This is a genomic window from Nocardiopsis sp. CNS-639, assembly GCF_000381685.1.
GTDB lineage: Bacteria > Actinomycetota > Actinomycetes > Streptosporangiales > Streptosporangiaceae > Nocardiopsis > Nocardiopsis dassonvillei.
Genome location: NZ_KB906877.1, coordinates 62,845 through 77,331 on the forward strand (window position 1 = coordinate 62,845; position 14,487 = coordinate 77,331).

12 protein-coding genes are annotated in these 14,487 nt (G+C 71.4%); 5 read left to right on the top strand and 7 right to left on the bottom strand.

The window, feature by feature from the left end:
• Nucleotides 1-7: 7 nt before the first annotated feature.
• The 4 genes from G011_RS32215 to hisD all read right to left on the bottom strand — a co-directional run bounded on the left by G011_RS32215 (nt 8) and on the right by hisD (nt 3,337).
• Nucleotides 8-169, bottom strand: a complete 162-nt coding sequence (locus G011_RS32215) for a hypothetical protein (RefSeq protein WP_013154204.1) — start codon at nt 167-169, stop codon at nt 8-10.
• The gene (hisB, locus tag G011_RS0125745) at nt 170-763 is read right to left on the bottom strand and encodes an imidazoleglycerol-phosphate dehydratase HisB (protein WP_026338663.1); all 594 of its coding nucleotides are present in this window, start codon (nt 761-763) and stop codon (nt 170-172) included.
• Between the two features lie 87 nt (nt 764-850).
• Complete coding sequence (locus tag G011_RS0125750; protein WP_019610978.1) at nt 851-1,933, bottom strand: histidinol-phosphate transaminase; 1,083 nt, start codon at nt 1,931-1,933, stop codon at nt 851-853.
• 108 nt (nt 1,934-2,041) lie between these two features.
• Entirely contained in the window at nt 2,042-3,337 is a 1,296-nt protein-coding gene (gene hisD / locus G011_RS0125755) for a histidinol dehydrogenase (protein WP_155979840.1), read from the bottom strand.
• A gap of 248 nt (nt 3,338-3,585) precedes the next feature.
• Here hisD and G011_RS0125765 point away from each other — a divergent pair, with 248 nt between their 5' ends.
• From G011_RS0125765 to G011_RS0125780, 4 genes are all read left to right on the top strand, one after another.
• Nucleotides 3,586-4,146: a ferritin gene (locus G011_RS0125765; RefSeq protein ID WP_019610981.1), complete on the top strand. Its 561-nt coding sequence runs from the start codon at nt 3,586-3,588 to the stop codon at nt 4,144-4,146.
• A 109-nt stretch (nt 4,147-4,255) separates the two neighbouring features.
• Nucleotides 4,256-5,032 (top strand): LON peptidase substrate-binding domain-containing protein, encoded by a 777-nt coding sequence (locus G011_RS0125770; protein ID WP_026338664.1) that lies wholly within the window; start codon nt 4,256-4,258, stop codon nt 5,030-5,032.
• Nucleotides 5,033-5,252: 220 nt separating this feature from the next.
• Nucleotides 5,253-5,738, top strand: a complete 486-nt coding sequence (gene ybaK, locus G011_RS0125775; RefSeq protein ID WP_081643031.1) for a Cys-tRNA(Pro) deacylase — start codon at nt 5,253-5,255, stop codon at nt 5,736-5,738.
• 74 nt (nt 5,739-5,812) lie between these two features.
• Nucleotides 5,813-7,681, top strand: coding sequence for a long-chain fatty acid--CoA ligase (locus G011_RS0125780; protein ID WP_026338665.1), 1,869 nt, complete (start codon nt 5,813-5,815; stop codon nt 7,679-7,681).
• Nucleotides 7,682-7,696: 15 nt separating this feature from the next.
• Here the strand turns inward: G011_RS0125780 and G011_RS0125785 are convergent, their stop codons facing one another.
• Nucleotides 7,697-8,410, bottom strand: coding sequence for a hypothetical protein (locus tag G011_RS0125785; RefSeq protein ID WP_019610985.1), 714 nt, complete (start codon nt 8,408-8,410; stop codon nt 7,697-7,699).
• Between the two features lie 80 nt (nt 8,411-8,490).
• On the opposite strand from G011_RS0125785, the gene G011_RS0125790 reads away from it, so the two are divergent.
• Nucleotides 8,491-9,030, top strand: a complete 540-nt coding sequence (locus G011_RS0125790; RefSeq protein WP_019610986.1) for a DinB family protein — start codon at nt 8,491-8,493, stop codon at nt 9,028-9,030.
• Nucleotides 9,031-9,253: 223 nt separating this feature from the next.
• On the opposite strand, the gene G011_RS0125795 is transcribed toward G011_RS0125790, so the two are convergent.
• Entirely contained in the window at nt 9,254-10,090 is an 837-nt protein-coding gene (locus tag G011_RS0125795) for a PadR family transcriptional regulator (protein WP_026338666.1), read from the bottom strand.
• Nucleotides 10,091-10,251: 161 nt separating this feature from the next.
• Nucleotides 10,252-13,812 carry a DNA polymerase III subunit alpha gene (gene dnaE, locus G011_RS0125800; RefSeq protein WP_019610988.1) on the bottom strand — a complete coding sequence of 1,187 codons (3,561 nt, stop codon included), beginning with the start codon at nt 13,810-13,812 and terminating at the stop codon, nt 10,252-10,254.
• Nucleotides 13,813-14,487: the final 675 nt, after the last annotated feature.

A 14,487-nucleotide genomic window follows, 5' to 3' on the forward strand; every position in this document is an offset into this window, starting at 1 on the left:
TTCCCCTTCAGAAGTAGTCCAGGCGCAGTACGCCGGAGGCCAGCGCGAGCGCCGTGCATCCGGCCAGGACGACGGCGAGGGGCCGGTTGACCCTCCACAGGGCGTACGCGCCTCCGGCGAGGAAGCCCCCGAGCACGATGAGGGCGATCCCCCACAGGTATCCGTCCATCTACAGGGCGCCCTTGGTGGACGGGATGCCGCTGACGCGCGGGTCGTCCTCGGTGGCCGCGCGCAGGGCGCGGGCCAGCGCCTTGAACTGGCACTCGACGATGTGGTGGGCGTTGCGGCCGTAGGGCACGCGCACGTGCAGGGCGACGCGGGCCTGGGCCACGAACGACTCCAGGATGTGGCGGGTCATGGTGGTGTCGTAGTCGCGGCCGATCAGCGGGGCCATGCCCTCGGGCTCACTGTGCACCAGGTAGGGGCGTCCGGAGACGTCGACGGTGACCTCGGCCAGGGCCTCGTCCAGGGGCACCTTGGCGTCGGCGAAGCGGCGGATGCCGCGCTTGTCGCCCAGGGCCTCGCGGAAGGCCGCGCCCAGGGCCAGGGCGGTGTCCTCCATGGTGTGGTGGGAGTCGATGTGCAGGTCGCCCTCGGTGCGCACGGTCAGGTCGAACAGGCCGTGCTTGGCGAGCTGGTCGAGCATGTGGTCGAAGAAGCCGACCCCGGTGGAGACGTCGGCGACGCCGGTGCCGTCCAGGTCGATCTCGACCAGGACCTTGGTTTCCTTGGTGGTGCGCTCGACGCGTCCGGTGCGGCTCATGGTGGTGGGACTTCCTCGCTCGGTGCGGTGGTTGCGGGGCCCGGCCGGGCCGGGCCCGGCGGCGGTCTCGGGGTCGGCGGGCACGGCTCAGCGTCCGGTGGCGCTGAGCAGGGCCCGGCGGAAGGCGGCCATCTCCTGCGGGGTTCCGACGCTGACGCGCAGCCACCCGGGCGGGCCGGTCTCGCGGATGAGGACCTGCTGGTCGAGCATGTCCTGCCAGACGCGGGTACGGTCCTCGAACTCGCCGAACAGGACGAAGTTGGCGTCGGACTCGGCGACCGAGAAGCCGTGCCCGCGCAGCCAGGAGACCAGGGAGTCGCGTTCGGCGCGCAGGTCGGCGACGGCGGCGAGGAGTTCGTCGGCGTGGTCGAGCGCGGTGAGCGCGACCGTCTGGGTGACGGCGGACAGGTGGTAGGGCAGGCGGACCAGCTGGAGGGCCTCGACCACGGCCGGGTGGGCGGCCAGGTAGCCCACGCGCGCCCCGGCCAGGGCGAAGGCCTTGGACATGGTGCGCGAGACGACGAGCCTGGGGTGGTCGGACAGCAGGCTCAGCGCGCTGGGCGTGCCCTCGCGGCGGAACTCGGCGTAGGCCTCGTCCACGACCACGACGCCGGGGGCCGCGGCCAGGACGCGCTCTGTGTCGGCCAGGTCCAGGGCGGTACCGGTGGGGTTGTTGGGCGAGGTGAGGAAGACGACGCTGGGCTGGTGCTCGGCGATGGCGGCCAGGGCGGCGTCCACGTCGACGCGGAAGTCGGCTCCGCGCGGCACGGACACCCAGGCGGTGCCGGTGCCCCGGGAGATGATCGGGTGCATGGAGTAGGACGGCTCGAAGCCCATGGCGGACCGGCCGGGGCCGCCGAAGGCCTGGAGGATCTGCTGGAGGACCTCGTTGGAGCCGTTGGCCGCCCACACCTGGTCGGCGGTCAGGCCGTGGCCGAGGTAGGCGGCCAGGCCCTCGCGCAGGCGGACCGCGTCCCGGTCGGGGTAGCGGTTGAGGCCCAGGGCGGTGTCGGCGACCGCCTCGGCCAGCGCCTTGGCCAGACGCGCCGAGGGCGGGTGCGGGTTCTCGTTGGTGTTGAGCACCACGGGCACGTCCAGCTGCGGAGCGCCGTAGGGCGAGCGGCCGCGCAGGTCGTCGCGCAGGGGCAGGTCGTTCAGGGTGAAGCTCACGGTTGCACGCTCATGGTCGGTCGGAGGCGGGCGGGGCGTGCGGGTCGCGGCCGGTGCGGCCGCGGGACCCGCGCGCCCGGGTTCCCGCCGGGCGGGTGGCCTTCGGGCTCAGGCCGGGTCCGTGCGCGCGGCGACGGCCTCGCCGTGCGCGGGCAGGTCCTCGGCGTTGGCCAGGGCGATGACGTGGTGGGCGACGTCGGTCAGCGCCTCGCGGTCGTACTCGACCACGTGCACGCCGCGCAGGAAGGTCTGCACGCTCAGGCCGCCGGTGTGGCAGGCGCAGCCGCCGGTGGGCAGCACGTGGTTGGACCCGGCCGCGTAGTCGCCCAGGGAGACCGGCGAGAAGTCGCCGACGAAGATCGCGCCCGCGTTGCGCACGCGCGCGGCCCACGCGGCGGCGTCGGCGGTCATGACCTCCAGGTGCTCGGCGGCGTAGGCGTTGACGACGGCGAGGCCGTGGTCGAGGTCGTCGACCAGGACGATGCCGGACTGCGGGCCGGACAGGGCCTCGCGGACGCGGTCGCCGTGCTTGGTGGCGGCCACGCGGGCGGCGAGGCGGTCGGTGACCGCCTCGGCGAGCGCCTCGTCCGGGGTGACCAGGACGGAGGCGGCGACGACGTCGTGCTCGGCCTGGCTGATCAGGTCGGCTGCGACGTAGTCGGGGTTGGCGGTGGCGTCGGCGAGGATCGCGATCTCGGTGGGACCGGCCTCGGCGTCGATGCCGATGACGCCCTTGAGCAGGCGTTTGGCCGCGGCCACCCAGATGTTGCCGGGGCCGGTGACCATGTCGGCGCGCTCGCAGGGGCCCGCGCCGTAGGCGAACATGGCGATCGCCTGGGCTCCGCCGACGGCGTAGACCTCGTCGACGCCGAGCAGGGCGCAGGCGGCGAGGATGGTCGGGTGGGGCAGCCCGCCGAAGGCGCTCTGGGGCGGCGAGGTGACCGCCAGGGAGCGCACCCCCGCCTCCTGGGCGGGGACGACGTTCATGACGACGCTGGAGGGGTAGACGGCCCGACCGCCCGGCACGTAGAGGCCGACGCGGTCGACGGGGATCCACCTCTCGGTGACGGTGCCCCCGGGCACGACGCGGGTGGTGTGGTCGGTACGGCGCTGGTCGCGGTGGACCGCGCGGGCGCGGCGGATGGACTCCTCCAGCGCGGCGCGCACGGCGGGGTCGAGGTCGTCCAGGGCGGCCTCGATCGCGTCCTTGGGCACGCGGATGTCGGTCAGTCCGACGCCGTCGAAGCGCTCGGTGAGTTCGACCAGTGCCTCGACACCGCGATGGCGCACGTCCTCGCACAGGGGGCGTACGCGCTCGGCGGCGGCCGCCACGTCCAGTTCCGCGCGCGGAAGGGCCTGACGCGGGTCGCCTTGGGTGCCTCGGAGGTCGATTCGACTGATCACGGTCCCAGTCTAGGGGGAAGTGCCCATTCGGTGGGCGGCACCGTCCGGATGATGGACGCCACACGCGCCACCGGCGGGTACGCGCCGGCCCGGGAGGGCGCCGACGGGGTGGAACGCGTTACGCCCGAATAAGTGCGACCTAAGTTTGGGACACCTAACCTTATTAACCTTCAGAAAGGCTTGCCTAAGAAATTCGAGTCACACTGATAAATGTCGCGAAATGCTTTTCCATGCGTTATCGTGTACTCATGACTTCGAACAAGAGCAGCGATATCGGCCTTTCCAAGTTCCACCGGCTCCTCGTCGACCAGGTGCGGCACGAGTTCACGGCCTCCCACCAGTACGTGGCCATCGCCGCCTGGTTCGACGACCACGACCTGCCCCAGCTGGCGCGGGTCTTCTACGAGCAGTCCCTGGAGGAGCGCGACCACGCGATGATGATCGTGCGGTTCCTCCTGGACACCGACGTCCCGTTCTCCCTTCCGGGCGTGGACGAGATCGAGACCGATTTCGCCGTGCCCCGGGACCTGGTCGCCCTGGCCCTTCGCCAGGAGCGCGAGGTGACCGACCAGTTCCAGCGCCTGGCCAAGGTCGCCCGGGACGAGGACGACTACACCGGCGAGCAGTTCCTCCAGTGGTTCATCCAGGAGCAGACCGAGGAGGTCGCCAAGATGTCGACCCTCCTCAACGTGGTGGACCGCGCCAACGGCAACCTGTTCCACGTGGAGGACTTCGTCGCCCGGGACATGCCCAGCGAGGACAGCGGCAGCCAGGGCGCGCCCGGCACCGCCGGCCCGTCGGTCTCCTGACCCCGTGACCCGGCCCCCGAGGCCCGCGGGCCGCGGGGGCCGGGACCGGCCGGGGACGCGCCGCCGGTTTCGGCGCCCGCGTTCCCGGCATGAGGGGCATACTGGAACCATGCCCTTGGCCCTGCCGATCTTCCCGTTGAACACCGTGCTGTTCCCCGGTATGACCGTTCCCCTGCACGTCTTCGAGCGGCGCTACCGCCGCCTGGTCGCGGAGCTGCTCGGGCCCGACTTCACCCGGGGGGACGAGGGCGGGCGCGGTCGGGGCCCGCTCCGGTTCGGCGTCGTGTGGATCGAACTGGGCCAGGAGGTGGCCTCCGAGTCCGGCCAGGGCTCCGGCGGCGCCGACACCGGGACCCCCACCACGGGAGGGCCGGGCACCTCGCTGCCCCGGATCAGCGCGACCGGGTGCACCGCCCTGGTGCGCGACGTGCGCACCTACGAGGACGGCCGCTACGACCTGGTCGTCGAGGGCGGCGCGCGGTTCTCCATCACCGACCTGTCGCAGGTGGACGCCTCCTCCCCCGAGGAGTACTCGACCGCGTCGGTGGCCTTCCTGCCCGAGCCGACCGGCCCGGACGTGGAGGAGCACGCCGAGCGCGTGCGCGATCTGTTCGGGACCTACTCCCAGCGCCTGGCCTCGATCGGGATGTCGCCGGACGCCTCTCCCGAGCTGCCCAAGGACCCCATCGCGCTGTCCTACGCGGTGGCCGCGGCCGCGGTCCTGGACCAGGCGGAGAAGCAGCGGATGCTGGAGGCCGAGGACGCCGCGACCCGGCTGGCCGTGACCGCCCGCTTCCTGCGCCGGGAGAACCGCATCGTGGCCGCCCCCACCCTGCCCAACCTCCCCGCGGGCCCTTTCCTCAACAACGGCGTGTCGTTCAACTAGGGGGCCGCGCGGCGCGTTCGCCGGCCCCTTTCCGGGTCGAAGGCCCCGATACCGGTGTCCAACGGAGGAAACACCGGCTTTCCCCGCACGCCTGCGCGCGACCCGCCCCGTGTTGGCCTAGCCTGCTGTGCGAACCGGTGCGGCGTGCCCGGGGCCCGACCCTGGCTGTTGCGACGCCCGCACCAGCGCGTTCGCGCGCGGAGAAGGAACCAGGTACCCAATGAGCGCAAAAGCCACACCCGCGACCGTGGCCGCCGGACGGACCAAGACCACGTACACGCTGCACCCCTACGAGGTGGACGGCTCCTCGGACGGGCACTCCTACGGCACCGACGCGGCCGACGCGCTCGGCGTCCCCCACGAGCACGTCTTCAAGACCCTGATCGCCGAAGTGGACGGACAGCTCACCGTCGGGGTGGTGCCCGTCAGCACCACGCTCGACCTCAAGGCGCTGGCCGCCGCGGTCGGCGGCAAGAGGGCCGCCATGGCCGACGCGGCACTGGCCGAGAAGGCCACCGGGTACGTGCGCGGCGGGATCAGCCCCCTGGGCCAGCGCAAGCGCCTGCGCACCGTGATCGACGCGTCGGTCACCGAACTGCCCACCGTCTACGTCTCGGCCGGGCGGCGGGGTCTGCAGATGGAGCTCGACCCCCGTGACCTGATCACGCTCACCGAGGCGGTCACCGCGCCCATCGGCGCCTCCTGACCCCCGACGGGGACCGTTTCCGGGGGCGTGCACGGGCTGTTGCCGGGTTACCTACCCAGGGGTAGTTTCGTGACATGGGTAACACTTCATCCCCCTTTTCCTCCGTCCCCGGTATGTTCCTCTCCCGCGTCGCCGAGTCCCCCGACTCCGAGGCGTTCAGCTACCCCCTCCCCGGCGCGTCCGGCGCCCCCGAGAGGTGGGAGACCCTCACCTGGTCCCAGACCCGCGACCGGGTGCGCGACATCGCGCTGGGCCTGCACGACCTGGGCGTGACCCCCCAGGCCCGGTGCGCGATCGTCTCCAGCACGCGCGTGGAGTGGATCCTCGCCGACATGGCCGTGCTGTGCGCGGGCGGCGCCTCCACCACCGTCTACCCCTCCTCCACCCCGCCCGACTGCGCCTTCATCGTCTCCGACTCGGGCAGCATGGTGGCCTTCGCCGAGAACGACGAGCAGGTCGCCAAGCTGGTCGACCAGCGCGCGCGGATGCCGGGGCTGTCGCGGGTGATCGCCTTCGAGGGCGCGGCCGGGGGCGACGACGACTGGGTGATGTCCCTGGAGGAGCTGGCCGCCCGGGGCGCCGAACTCCACGCCCAGGACCCCGACCTGTTCGAGGCGCTGGTCGCGGCGGTCGCACCCGACCACCTGGCCACGCTGATCTACACCTCCGGCACCACGGGCAGACCCAAGGGCGTGCGGCTGGACCACGCGAACTGGCTCTACGAGTCCCAGGCCATGGCGGACCTGGACACCGAGCTGCGCGCGCAGGGCTGGGACCTGATGGGCCCCGACGACGTCCAGTACCTGTGGCTGCCGCTGTCGCACGTGTTCGGCAAGCTCATGCAGGTCAGCCAGCTGAGAATCGGCTTCCGGACCGCCGTGGACGGCCGCCCCGACCGGATCGTGGACAACCTGGCCGTCGTGCGGCCCACCTTCATGGCCGCCGCCCCGCGCATCTTCGAGAAGGTGTACAACCGCGTGGTCATGCAGGCCCGGGAGGGCGGCGCGGCCAGGTACCGGATCTTCCGGTGGGCCGCGGGGGTGGGCGACCGGGTCGCCAGGCTCAAGGAGGAGGGCCGCGAACCCACGGGCCTGCTCGCCGCGCAGCACCGGGTCGCCGACAGGCTCGTGTTCGCCAGGCTGCGGGCGCGCTTCGGGGAGCGGCTGAAGTTCTTCATCTCCGGCAGCGCGCCGCTGTCCCCCGAGATCGGCCGGTTCTTCTACGGCGCCGGGATCGTCATCCTGGAGGGTTACGGGCTCACCGAGACCAGCGCCGGGACGTTCGTCAACCGGCCCGGCGACGTGCGGTTCGGCACGGTCGGACTGCCCATGCCCGGTACCGAGGTACGCATCGCCGAGGACGGCGAGATCCTCATCCGAGGCGGCGGCGTGATGCGCGGCTACCACAACCTCTCCGGCGCCACGGAGGAGGTGCTCACCGCGGAGGGCTGGTTCGCCACCGGGGACATCGGCGCCCTGGAGAACGGCCGCCTGCGCATCACCGACCGCAAGAAGGAGCTGATCAAGACCTCCGGCGGCAAGTACGTGGCGCCCCAGAGCATCGAGAGCCGCTTCAAGGCGCTGTGCCCCTACGTCAGCAACCTGGTCGTGCACGGCGACCGGCGCCCCTACTGCGTGGCGCTGGTGGCCCTGGACCCCGAGGCGATCGACGCCTGGGCGGCGGAGCACGGGCTGGGCCACCTCAACTACACGGGCCTGACGCGGGAGCCCAGGGTCCGGGAGATGGTGCAGGAGGCCGTCGACGAGCTCAACCGTGGTCTGCCCCGGCACGAGACCGTGAAGAGGTTCGCGATCCTGCCGAGCGACCTGACGGTCGAGGAGGGCGAGATGACGCCCAGCCTGAAGATGCGGCGGCGGGCGGTCGAGGACAAGTACCGCGACCTGCTCGACGGCATGTACGAAGAGACCGTCCACCGGTTCTGAAGACGGGAGGCCTGGTCAGGGTCGGCCGCGGGGGTCCTCCGGCCCCGCCTGGTCGTGCTCGGCCGGGACCGGCTCACCGGGGCCCGGGTGGGCCGCCGGACCCGGGTCCGGGCCGGGGCCGACCGGCGCCGCGGGCTTGGCGTGCTCCTCGGCCTCCGGGTCCCGCCGCGCGAACACCTGCCGGGGCACGCCGGGCAGGTCGCGGCGCACGAAGCTGATCGCGTCGAGCAGCCCGTACTGGAGCACGAACACCAGGGGCCAGATCAGCAGGAAGGCGGTCGCGTCGAGCTGGAGCCCGGTCTGGACGGTGGCGCCGGGCTCGGCCGCCTCGACGGCGGCGTGCGCCGGGCCGTCCAGGGCCACACCGATGCGCCAGGTGAGCACGGACCCGCCCAGCGAGCCGAGGAAGCCCGCGACCAGGCAGACCATGCGCAGGTCCTGGAAGCGGCGGCGCGACAGCGGGAACTGGGCCATGTAGGCGGTGTAGCCCGCGGCCAGCCCGGTGAGGGCGGTGATGAGGGCGAACCAGCCCTCGCCCGCGAACACGTCCTCGGTGGTTCCGGTGAAGACCTCGCCCCCACCCAGCGCGGTGCCCTCCGCGCGCGGTGCCAGACCCCACCACAGCGGCCCCAGGACAGCACCCAGCAGGAGCAGGACCCCCAGGACGCACGCCCCCACGACCAGTCGGCGTGTCGGCGCCGACCTCTCCCCCCGGTTGCGGTCCGCCATCTCCCCTACTCTCCCACGCCCCGTCCCGGCCTGCGGAAAACCAGTGGATACGGGGCATAGCCGGAACGGAGAATACCGGCATGAGTGACAAGAACAGCCCTCTGGCCGTCCCCGGCCTCCAGCGTGTCGACCCGCCCAAGGCCGCCGACGAGCGCACCATGCTCACCAGTTGGCTGGACTGGCACCGCGCCACGGTCCACGCCAAGTGCGCCGGGCTGTCCCCCGAACACGCCACCGCCACTCCCCTGCCGACGTCCCCGCTGATGAGCGTGGGCGCGGTCGTCTCCCATCTGCGCTGGGTGGAGCACGCCTGGTTCGAGATGATCCTGCTGGGACTGCCCGACGAGGGCTACGCCACCCCGGAGGACCCCGACGCCGAGTGGCGCCGGGGCGCAGAGGTCCCCCTGGCCCGGCTCCTGGAGGAGTACGAGGCCCAGTGCGCCCGTTCCCGGGAGATCACCGCCCGGCTGGAACTGGGTTCGGGCTCGCGGCGCGCGCACCGCGGCGAGGGGCACACCACGCTGCGGTGGGTACTGGTGCACATGGTCGAGGAGACCGCCCGCCACAACGGCCACCTGGACGTCCTGCGCGAACTCGCCGACGGAACCACGGGCGAGTAGGTCCGCGCGCCGGTGACAGGGGGATTCGGGGCGAAGGACGCGCTCCCTCGGACCGGGGCGCCGACGCGCCGGGACACCGACCGGCTGGAGCGCTGACGGGCGGAGGCCCTGACGAACAGGGGCGCCGACGAACAGGGGCGCGAACAGACAGGGGTGTCCGGGGACGCGCTCGCGTCCCCGGACACCCCTGCGTCGTCGCCGTCACCGGCCGGCGCCCGTCGCCTCAGTCCTCGTCGTCCTCCGCCGCGGCGGAGGCGCTGTCGGCCGCTTCCTCCTCGGCGAGGATGAGGTAGAGGCCCCGCCGGGTCTCGGCCAGGAGCCGTTTGGCCCGCTCCAGCTGGTCGGCGCTGCCCGCCTGGGCGACCTGCGCCGCGGCCGCGGTGAGCTGGTGGGCCAGGGCCGCGACCTCCTCGTACCGGGACCGGCTGTCGGCGTAGGCGTCGGCGACCGCCTCCCAGGGCGGGGTGAGCCCGGCGCCGTGCTCCTCCAGGTGGGCGATGCCCTCCTCGGTGAGCCGGTAGGGGCGTCGGCGCCCCTCGCCCTCCTCCTGGACGACCAGACCCTCGTCCTCCAACTGCTGGAGCATGGGGTAGACCGAGCCAGGGCTGGGCCGCCACATGCCGCCGCTGCGCTCGCGGCCCTCCCGGATGATCTCGTAGCCGCTGCGCGGCTCCTCCGCGAGCAGCAGCAGGATGCCGGTGCGCACGTCACCCCGCTTGGCGCGGTGCCCGCCCCGGCGTCGGCCGCCGGGGCCGCCTCCCGGGCCGAACCCCCCGCCCGGCCCGAAACCGCCGGGGCCGAAGCCGCCGAAGGGGTGGTCGGGGCCGAAGGGCCCTCCTCCCCAGGGTGGCCGTCCCGGCCCCATCGGGTGCTCCGGGGGCGGAGGCGGGCCGGGCGGGCCGAACGCGAACCGTCCACCGCCGTGTCGCGGACCGCGGTGGCCCGGGTGCTCGGGGTGCCCCTGTCGCTCCTCCTCCGGCTGGCGGCCCCAGGGAAGGCGCGGACGGCGCGGTCCGCGCGCCTCCCAGGACCAGGGGCCGGGAATCGCCATGGCGCTCATGATGTCGTCCTCCTGGAGATCGTGCGATACAGAGCGACTGTCCTGCTCTGTTCTGATAGCTCAAAGATATATCGCTTACTTCATCCTGGCAAGAGCGGGCACGAAAAAGGTCCCCGCACGCCCGAGGGCGCACGGGGACCGTGAGGTCCTGGGGGCACTGGTCAGTAGTCGACCGCGAAGGCCCCCAGCAGGCTCTTGACCTCACCGTTGAACTCCGGGGAGATCCGCACCGAGTAGCGGTCCACGGCGTAGACCCGCGACCGGACCGGGTTGTCCACCCGGATCCGCACGGGGGTGTCCCCCTTGTGCGTGGCCAGCACCTGGCGCAGGTCGCCGACCAGCTCGGGGGTGAGGCGCTCCTCCGCGACCGTCAGCAGCACGGGGGGCTCCCCCTCGGTGACGTGCGAGATGTCCAGGATCGACATCTCCGAGGCGAACATCGACCACGTGCCGTCCCGGTCGTTGAGCCGGCCCTTGACGGTGACCGCGGTGTCCTCCAGCAGGGCCTGCACGTACAGCGGATAGGTCTTGGGGAAGAACAGCACCTCCATCGAGGCGTCCAGGTCCTCGACCGTGGCGATCGCCCACTGGTTGCCCGCCTTGTTGGTGCGCTTGTCCACCTTGGAGATCAGGCCCGAGATGCGCACCTCACCGCGTTCGCGGGCCAGCTCACCCGCCACGACCTGGGCGATGGAGGTGTCACGCGAGCGGGCCAGCACCCGCTCGGCACCGGCCAGCGGGTGGCTGGAGACGTACAGGCCCAGCATCTCCCGTTCGAAGGCCAGCTTGGTCTTGCGGTCCCACTCCTCGTCGCCCCAGTTGATGTTGAGGCCGATGGGGGTGGAGTCGCCGTCGTCACCGCCGCCGAACAGGTCGAACTGGCCGTGCGCCTCCTGCTTCTTGGAGCTGATCATGCCGTCCACCGCCGTCTCGTGGTGGCGGTACAGCTCACGGCGGGGCTGGCCGAGCGAGTCGAAGCCGCCCGCCTTGATCAGCGACTCGATGACGCGCTTGTTGCAGGCCGCCAGCTCGATCTTGGACAGGAAGTCGGTGAAGGAGCTGAACTTGCCCTTCTCCGTGCGGGTCTTGATGATCGAGTTGACGACGTTGGCGCCGACGTTGCGCACCGCGCCCATGCCGAAGCGGATGTCCTTGCCCACCGGGGTGAAGCGCAGACCCGACTCGTTGACGTCGGGGGGCAGCACCTTGATGCCCTGGGTCCGGCACTCGGCCAGGTAGACCGCCATCTTGTCCTTGTCGTCGCTGACCGAGGTCAGCAGCGCGGCCATGTAGGCGGCGGGGTGGTTGGCCTTGAGGTAGGCGGTCCAGTAGGAGACCAGGGCGTACCCGGCGGCGTGCGACTTGTTGAACGCGTACCCGGCGAAGGGCAGCATGACGTCCCACAGCGCCTGCGTGGCCTCCTTGGAGAAGCCGCGGGCCTCGGCCCCGGGGAAGAACTTGGCCTCCTCCTCCTCCAGGGCCTCCTTCTTCTTCTTGCCCATCGCGCGGCGCATCAGGTCGGCGCCGCCCAGGGTGTACCCGGCCAGCTGCTGGGCGATGGCCATGATCTGCTCCTGGTAGACGAGCAGGTGGAAGGTCTCCCCCAGGATCGGCTCCAGAGCGTCCTTGAGCTCCGGGTGGATCGGGGTGACCTCCTGGCGGCCGTTCGAGCGGTCGGCGTAGTCGTTGTGCGCGTTCGCGGCCATCGGACCGGGCCGGTACAGCGACAGCACGGCCGCGATGTCGCCGAACTTCTTGGGCTCCATGCGCTTGAGCAGGTTGCGCATCGCGCCGCCGTCCAGCTGGAACACGCCCAGGGTGTCGCCGCGCGAGAGGAGCTGGTAGGTCTTCCTGTCGTCCAGGGGGAGCTTGCCGAGGTCGATGTCGATCCCCTCGGCCTCCTTGATGGACTTGACCGCGTCGTCCATGATCGTGAGGTTGCGCAGGCCCAGGAAGTCCATCTTGAGCAGGCCCATGTCCTCGCACTGAGGGTAGGGAAAGCCGGTGATGATGGCGCCGTCGGTGTCGCGCTTGTGCAGCGGGATGACGTCGAGCAGGGGTTCCTTGGACAGGATGACGCCCGCGGCGTGCACACCCGTGCCGCGGGTCAGGCCCTCGATACCGCGCGCGGTCTCCATCACCTTGGCGACCTGCGCGTCGTTGTCGATGAGGTTGCGCAGCTCGGTGGTCTCGCCGTAGCGCTCGTGCTCGGTGTTGGTCACCGCCTCCAGCGGGATCTCCTTGCCGCCGACCGCGGCGGGGAAGGCCTTGGTGATCTGGTCGCCCACCGAGTAGGGCATGCCCAGGATGCGCGTGGAGTCCTTGACCGCGGCCTTGGCCTTGATGGTGCCGAAGGTCAGGATCTGCGCGACGCGCTCGGCGCCGTACAGGCGGGTGACGTACTCGATCATCTCCCCGCGCCGACGCTCGTCGAAGTCCAGGTCGACATCGGGCATGGTGACGCGCTCGGGGTTGAGGAACCGCTCGAACAGCAGCCCGTGCTCCAGCGGGTCCAGGTCGGTGATGCCCAGGACGTAGGCGATCATGGACCCCGCCGCCGAGCCGCGCCCCGGGCCCAGCGCGATGCCGTTCTTGCGCGCGTACTGGCAGATGTCGGCGACCACGAGGAAGTAGGCGGGGAAGCCCATCTCGTTGATGATGCCGAGCTCGAAGTCGACCCGCTGGCGGATCTCGCCGTTGATCCCGTCCGGGTAGCGGGTGGGCAGGAGCCGCTCGACCTCCTTGGCCAGCCAGGAGGCCTGGGTCTCCCCCTCGGGCACGGGGAAGACCGGCATCAGGTCGCGGTGGGCGAACACCGCGTCGTAGGCGCCCGGATCGACGCGCTCGGCCACCAGCAGGGTGTTCCTGCACCCCTGCTCCCACTCCTCGAAGTTGAGGATGCCGCGCATCTCCTCCGCGGACTTGAGGTAGTAACCCGACCCGTTGAACCGGAAGCGGGTGGGGTCGTCCAGGTTCTTGCCCACGCCCACCGCCAGCAGCGCGTCGTGCGCCGAGGCCTGGGACTCGTACACGTAGTGGGAGTCGTTGGTCACCAGCGGCGGGATGTCCAGCTCCCGGCCGACCCTGAGCAGGCCGTCGCGGACCTCCTTCTCGATGGGCACGCCGTGGTCCATCAGCTCCAGGAAGACGTTCTCCTTGCCGAAGATGTCCTGGAGCCCGGCCGCGTAGGCGACGGCCTCCTTCTCCTGGCCCAGCCGCAGCCGCGTCTGCACACCGCCCGAGGGGCAGCCGGTGGAGACGATGATGCCCTCGCTGTACTCCGACATCAGCTCCAGGTCCATGCGGGGCTTCATGTAGTAGCCCTCCATGGACGCCAGCGAGGACATCCGGAACAGGTTGCGCAGGCCCTTCTCGTTCTGTGCCAGCATCGTCATGTGCAGGTAGCGGCCGCCGCCGGAGATGTCCTTGCCGCCCTCCGCCGAGGCGTCGTCGGAGCCGCTGGACCGCCCCCAGAAGACCCGCTTCTTGTGGAAGCGCGACTCGGGTGCGACGTAGGCCTCGATGCCGATGATCGGGGTGACACCGGTGCCCTTGGACTGCTGGTAGAACTCGTAGGCCCCGAACATGTTGCCGTGGTCGGTCATCGCGACCGCGGGCATGCCCAGCCGCGCCGCCTCCTTGAACAGGGGCTTGAGTTTGGCGGCCCCGTCGAGCATCGAGTACTCGGTGTGGACGTGCAGATGGGCGAAGGAGTCGGCCATGGCTCGGGTGCCCCCAGGAGGGTCGGTGGACAGGTGGTGACTCCTGAGCCTACGACTTTCCCGCGACACTCGCAGACCCCTGTGGACAACGTGTCCGGTCCGCCGTCCCGACCCACGACGCGGGCTGGGCTTGGGTTGAGGAGCGGGTGAGAAGTGGGAGTGGACGGCGCGCAGCGGGTGTGAACGGGTCCGAGAACCACCGGTTGGCATATCTCTCGGCCCGTGGTCCGCGGTTTTCCACAGGCGGGGGTTGGGGGTGTCCCGGGGTGGGGCGGGGATGGTTTCCTGGAAATAGGGGGGATCCCACCCAGTAGGCGTTTTGGCATGCCCTTAAACACTCCACATCCCGGACCCCACACCCTACGCTCAATGGGAATGATGAATTAAGGGGTAGGGAGGGGCCGCCCACAGGCCTCTCCCCTACGCCGTTCTTGTCGGGGGTTTCTGGCGGCAACGAAAGCGCACCAGCTGCCGCGAAGTGGAATGGTCTGCGAAAAACGGTGGGCGTCGGGTGGGGGCGGGGGTGGCCAACGAACAGCGGCACCAAAGGCGGGAGCGACCATCGGAGGGCGACCAACGCCCGGGGTGTAGGGGTGGTCGGGCTCTGCTGCGTCGGCACCAACGGCAAGCGGACCCTCCGGCCTCGGGCAACGACCCCGGCCCCCGCGGCCGGGG

Excerpts from the sequence above, each read along its gene's own strand:
- G011_RS32215 (WP_013154204.1), bottom strand. The coding sequence starts at position 169 with ATGGACGGATACCTGTGGGGGATCGCCCTCATCGTGCTCGGGGGCTTC.
- hisB (WP_026338663.1), bottom strand. The coding sequence starts at position 763 with ATGAGCCGCACCGGACGCGTCGAGCGCACCACCAAGGAAACCAAGGTC.
- G011_RS0125765 (WP_019610981.1), top strand. The coding sequence starts at position 3,586 with ATGACTTCGAACAAGAGCAGCGATATCGGCCTTTCCAAGTTCCACCGG.
- G011_RS0125770 (WP_026338664.1), top strand. The coding sequence starts at position 4,256 with ATGCCCTTGGCCCTGCCGATCTTCCCGTTGAACACCGTGCTGTTCCCC.
- ybaK (WP_081643031.1), top strand. The coding sequence starts at position 5,253 with ATGAGCGCAAAAGCCACACCCGCGACCGTGGCCGCCGGACGGACCAAG.
- G011_RS0125780 (WP_026338665.1), top strand. The coding sequence starts at position 5,813 with ATGGGTAACACTTCATCCCCCTTTTCCTCCGTCCCCGGTATGTTCCTC.
- G011_RS0125785 (WP_019610985.1), bottom strand. The coding sequence starts at position 8,410 with ATGGCGGACCGCAACCGGGGGGAGAGGTCGGCGCCGACACGCCGACTG.
- G011_RS0125790 (WP_019610986.1), top strand. The coding sequence starts at position 8,491 with ATGAGTGACAAGAACAGCCCTCTGGCCGTCCCCGGCCTCCAGCGTGTC.
- G011_RS0125795 (WP_026338666.1), bottom strand. The coding sequence starts at position 10,090 with ATGAGCGCCATGGCGATTCCCGGCCCCTGGTCCTGGGAGGCGCGCGGA.
- dnaE (WP_019610988.1), bottom strand. The coding sequence starts at position 13,812 with ATGGCCGACTCCTTCGCCCATCTGCACGTCCACACCGAGTACTCGATG.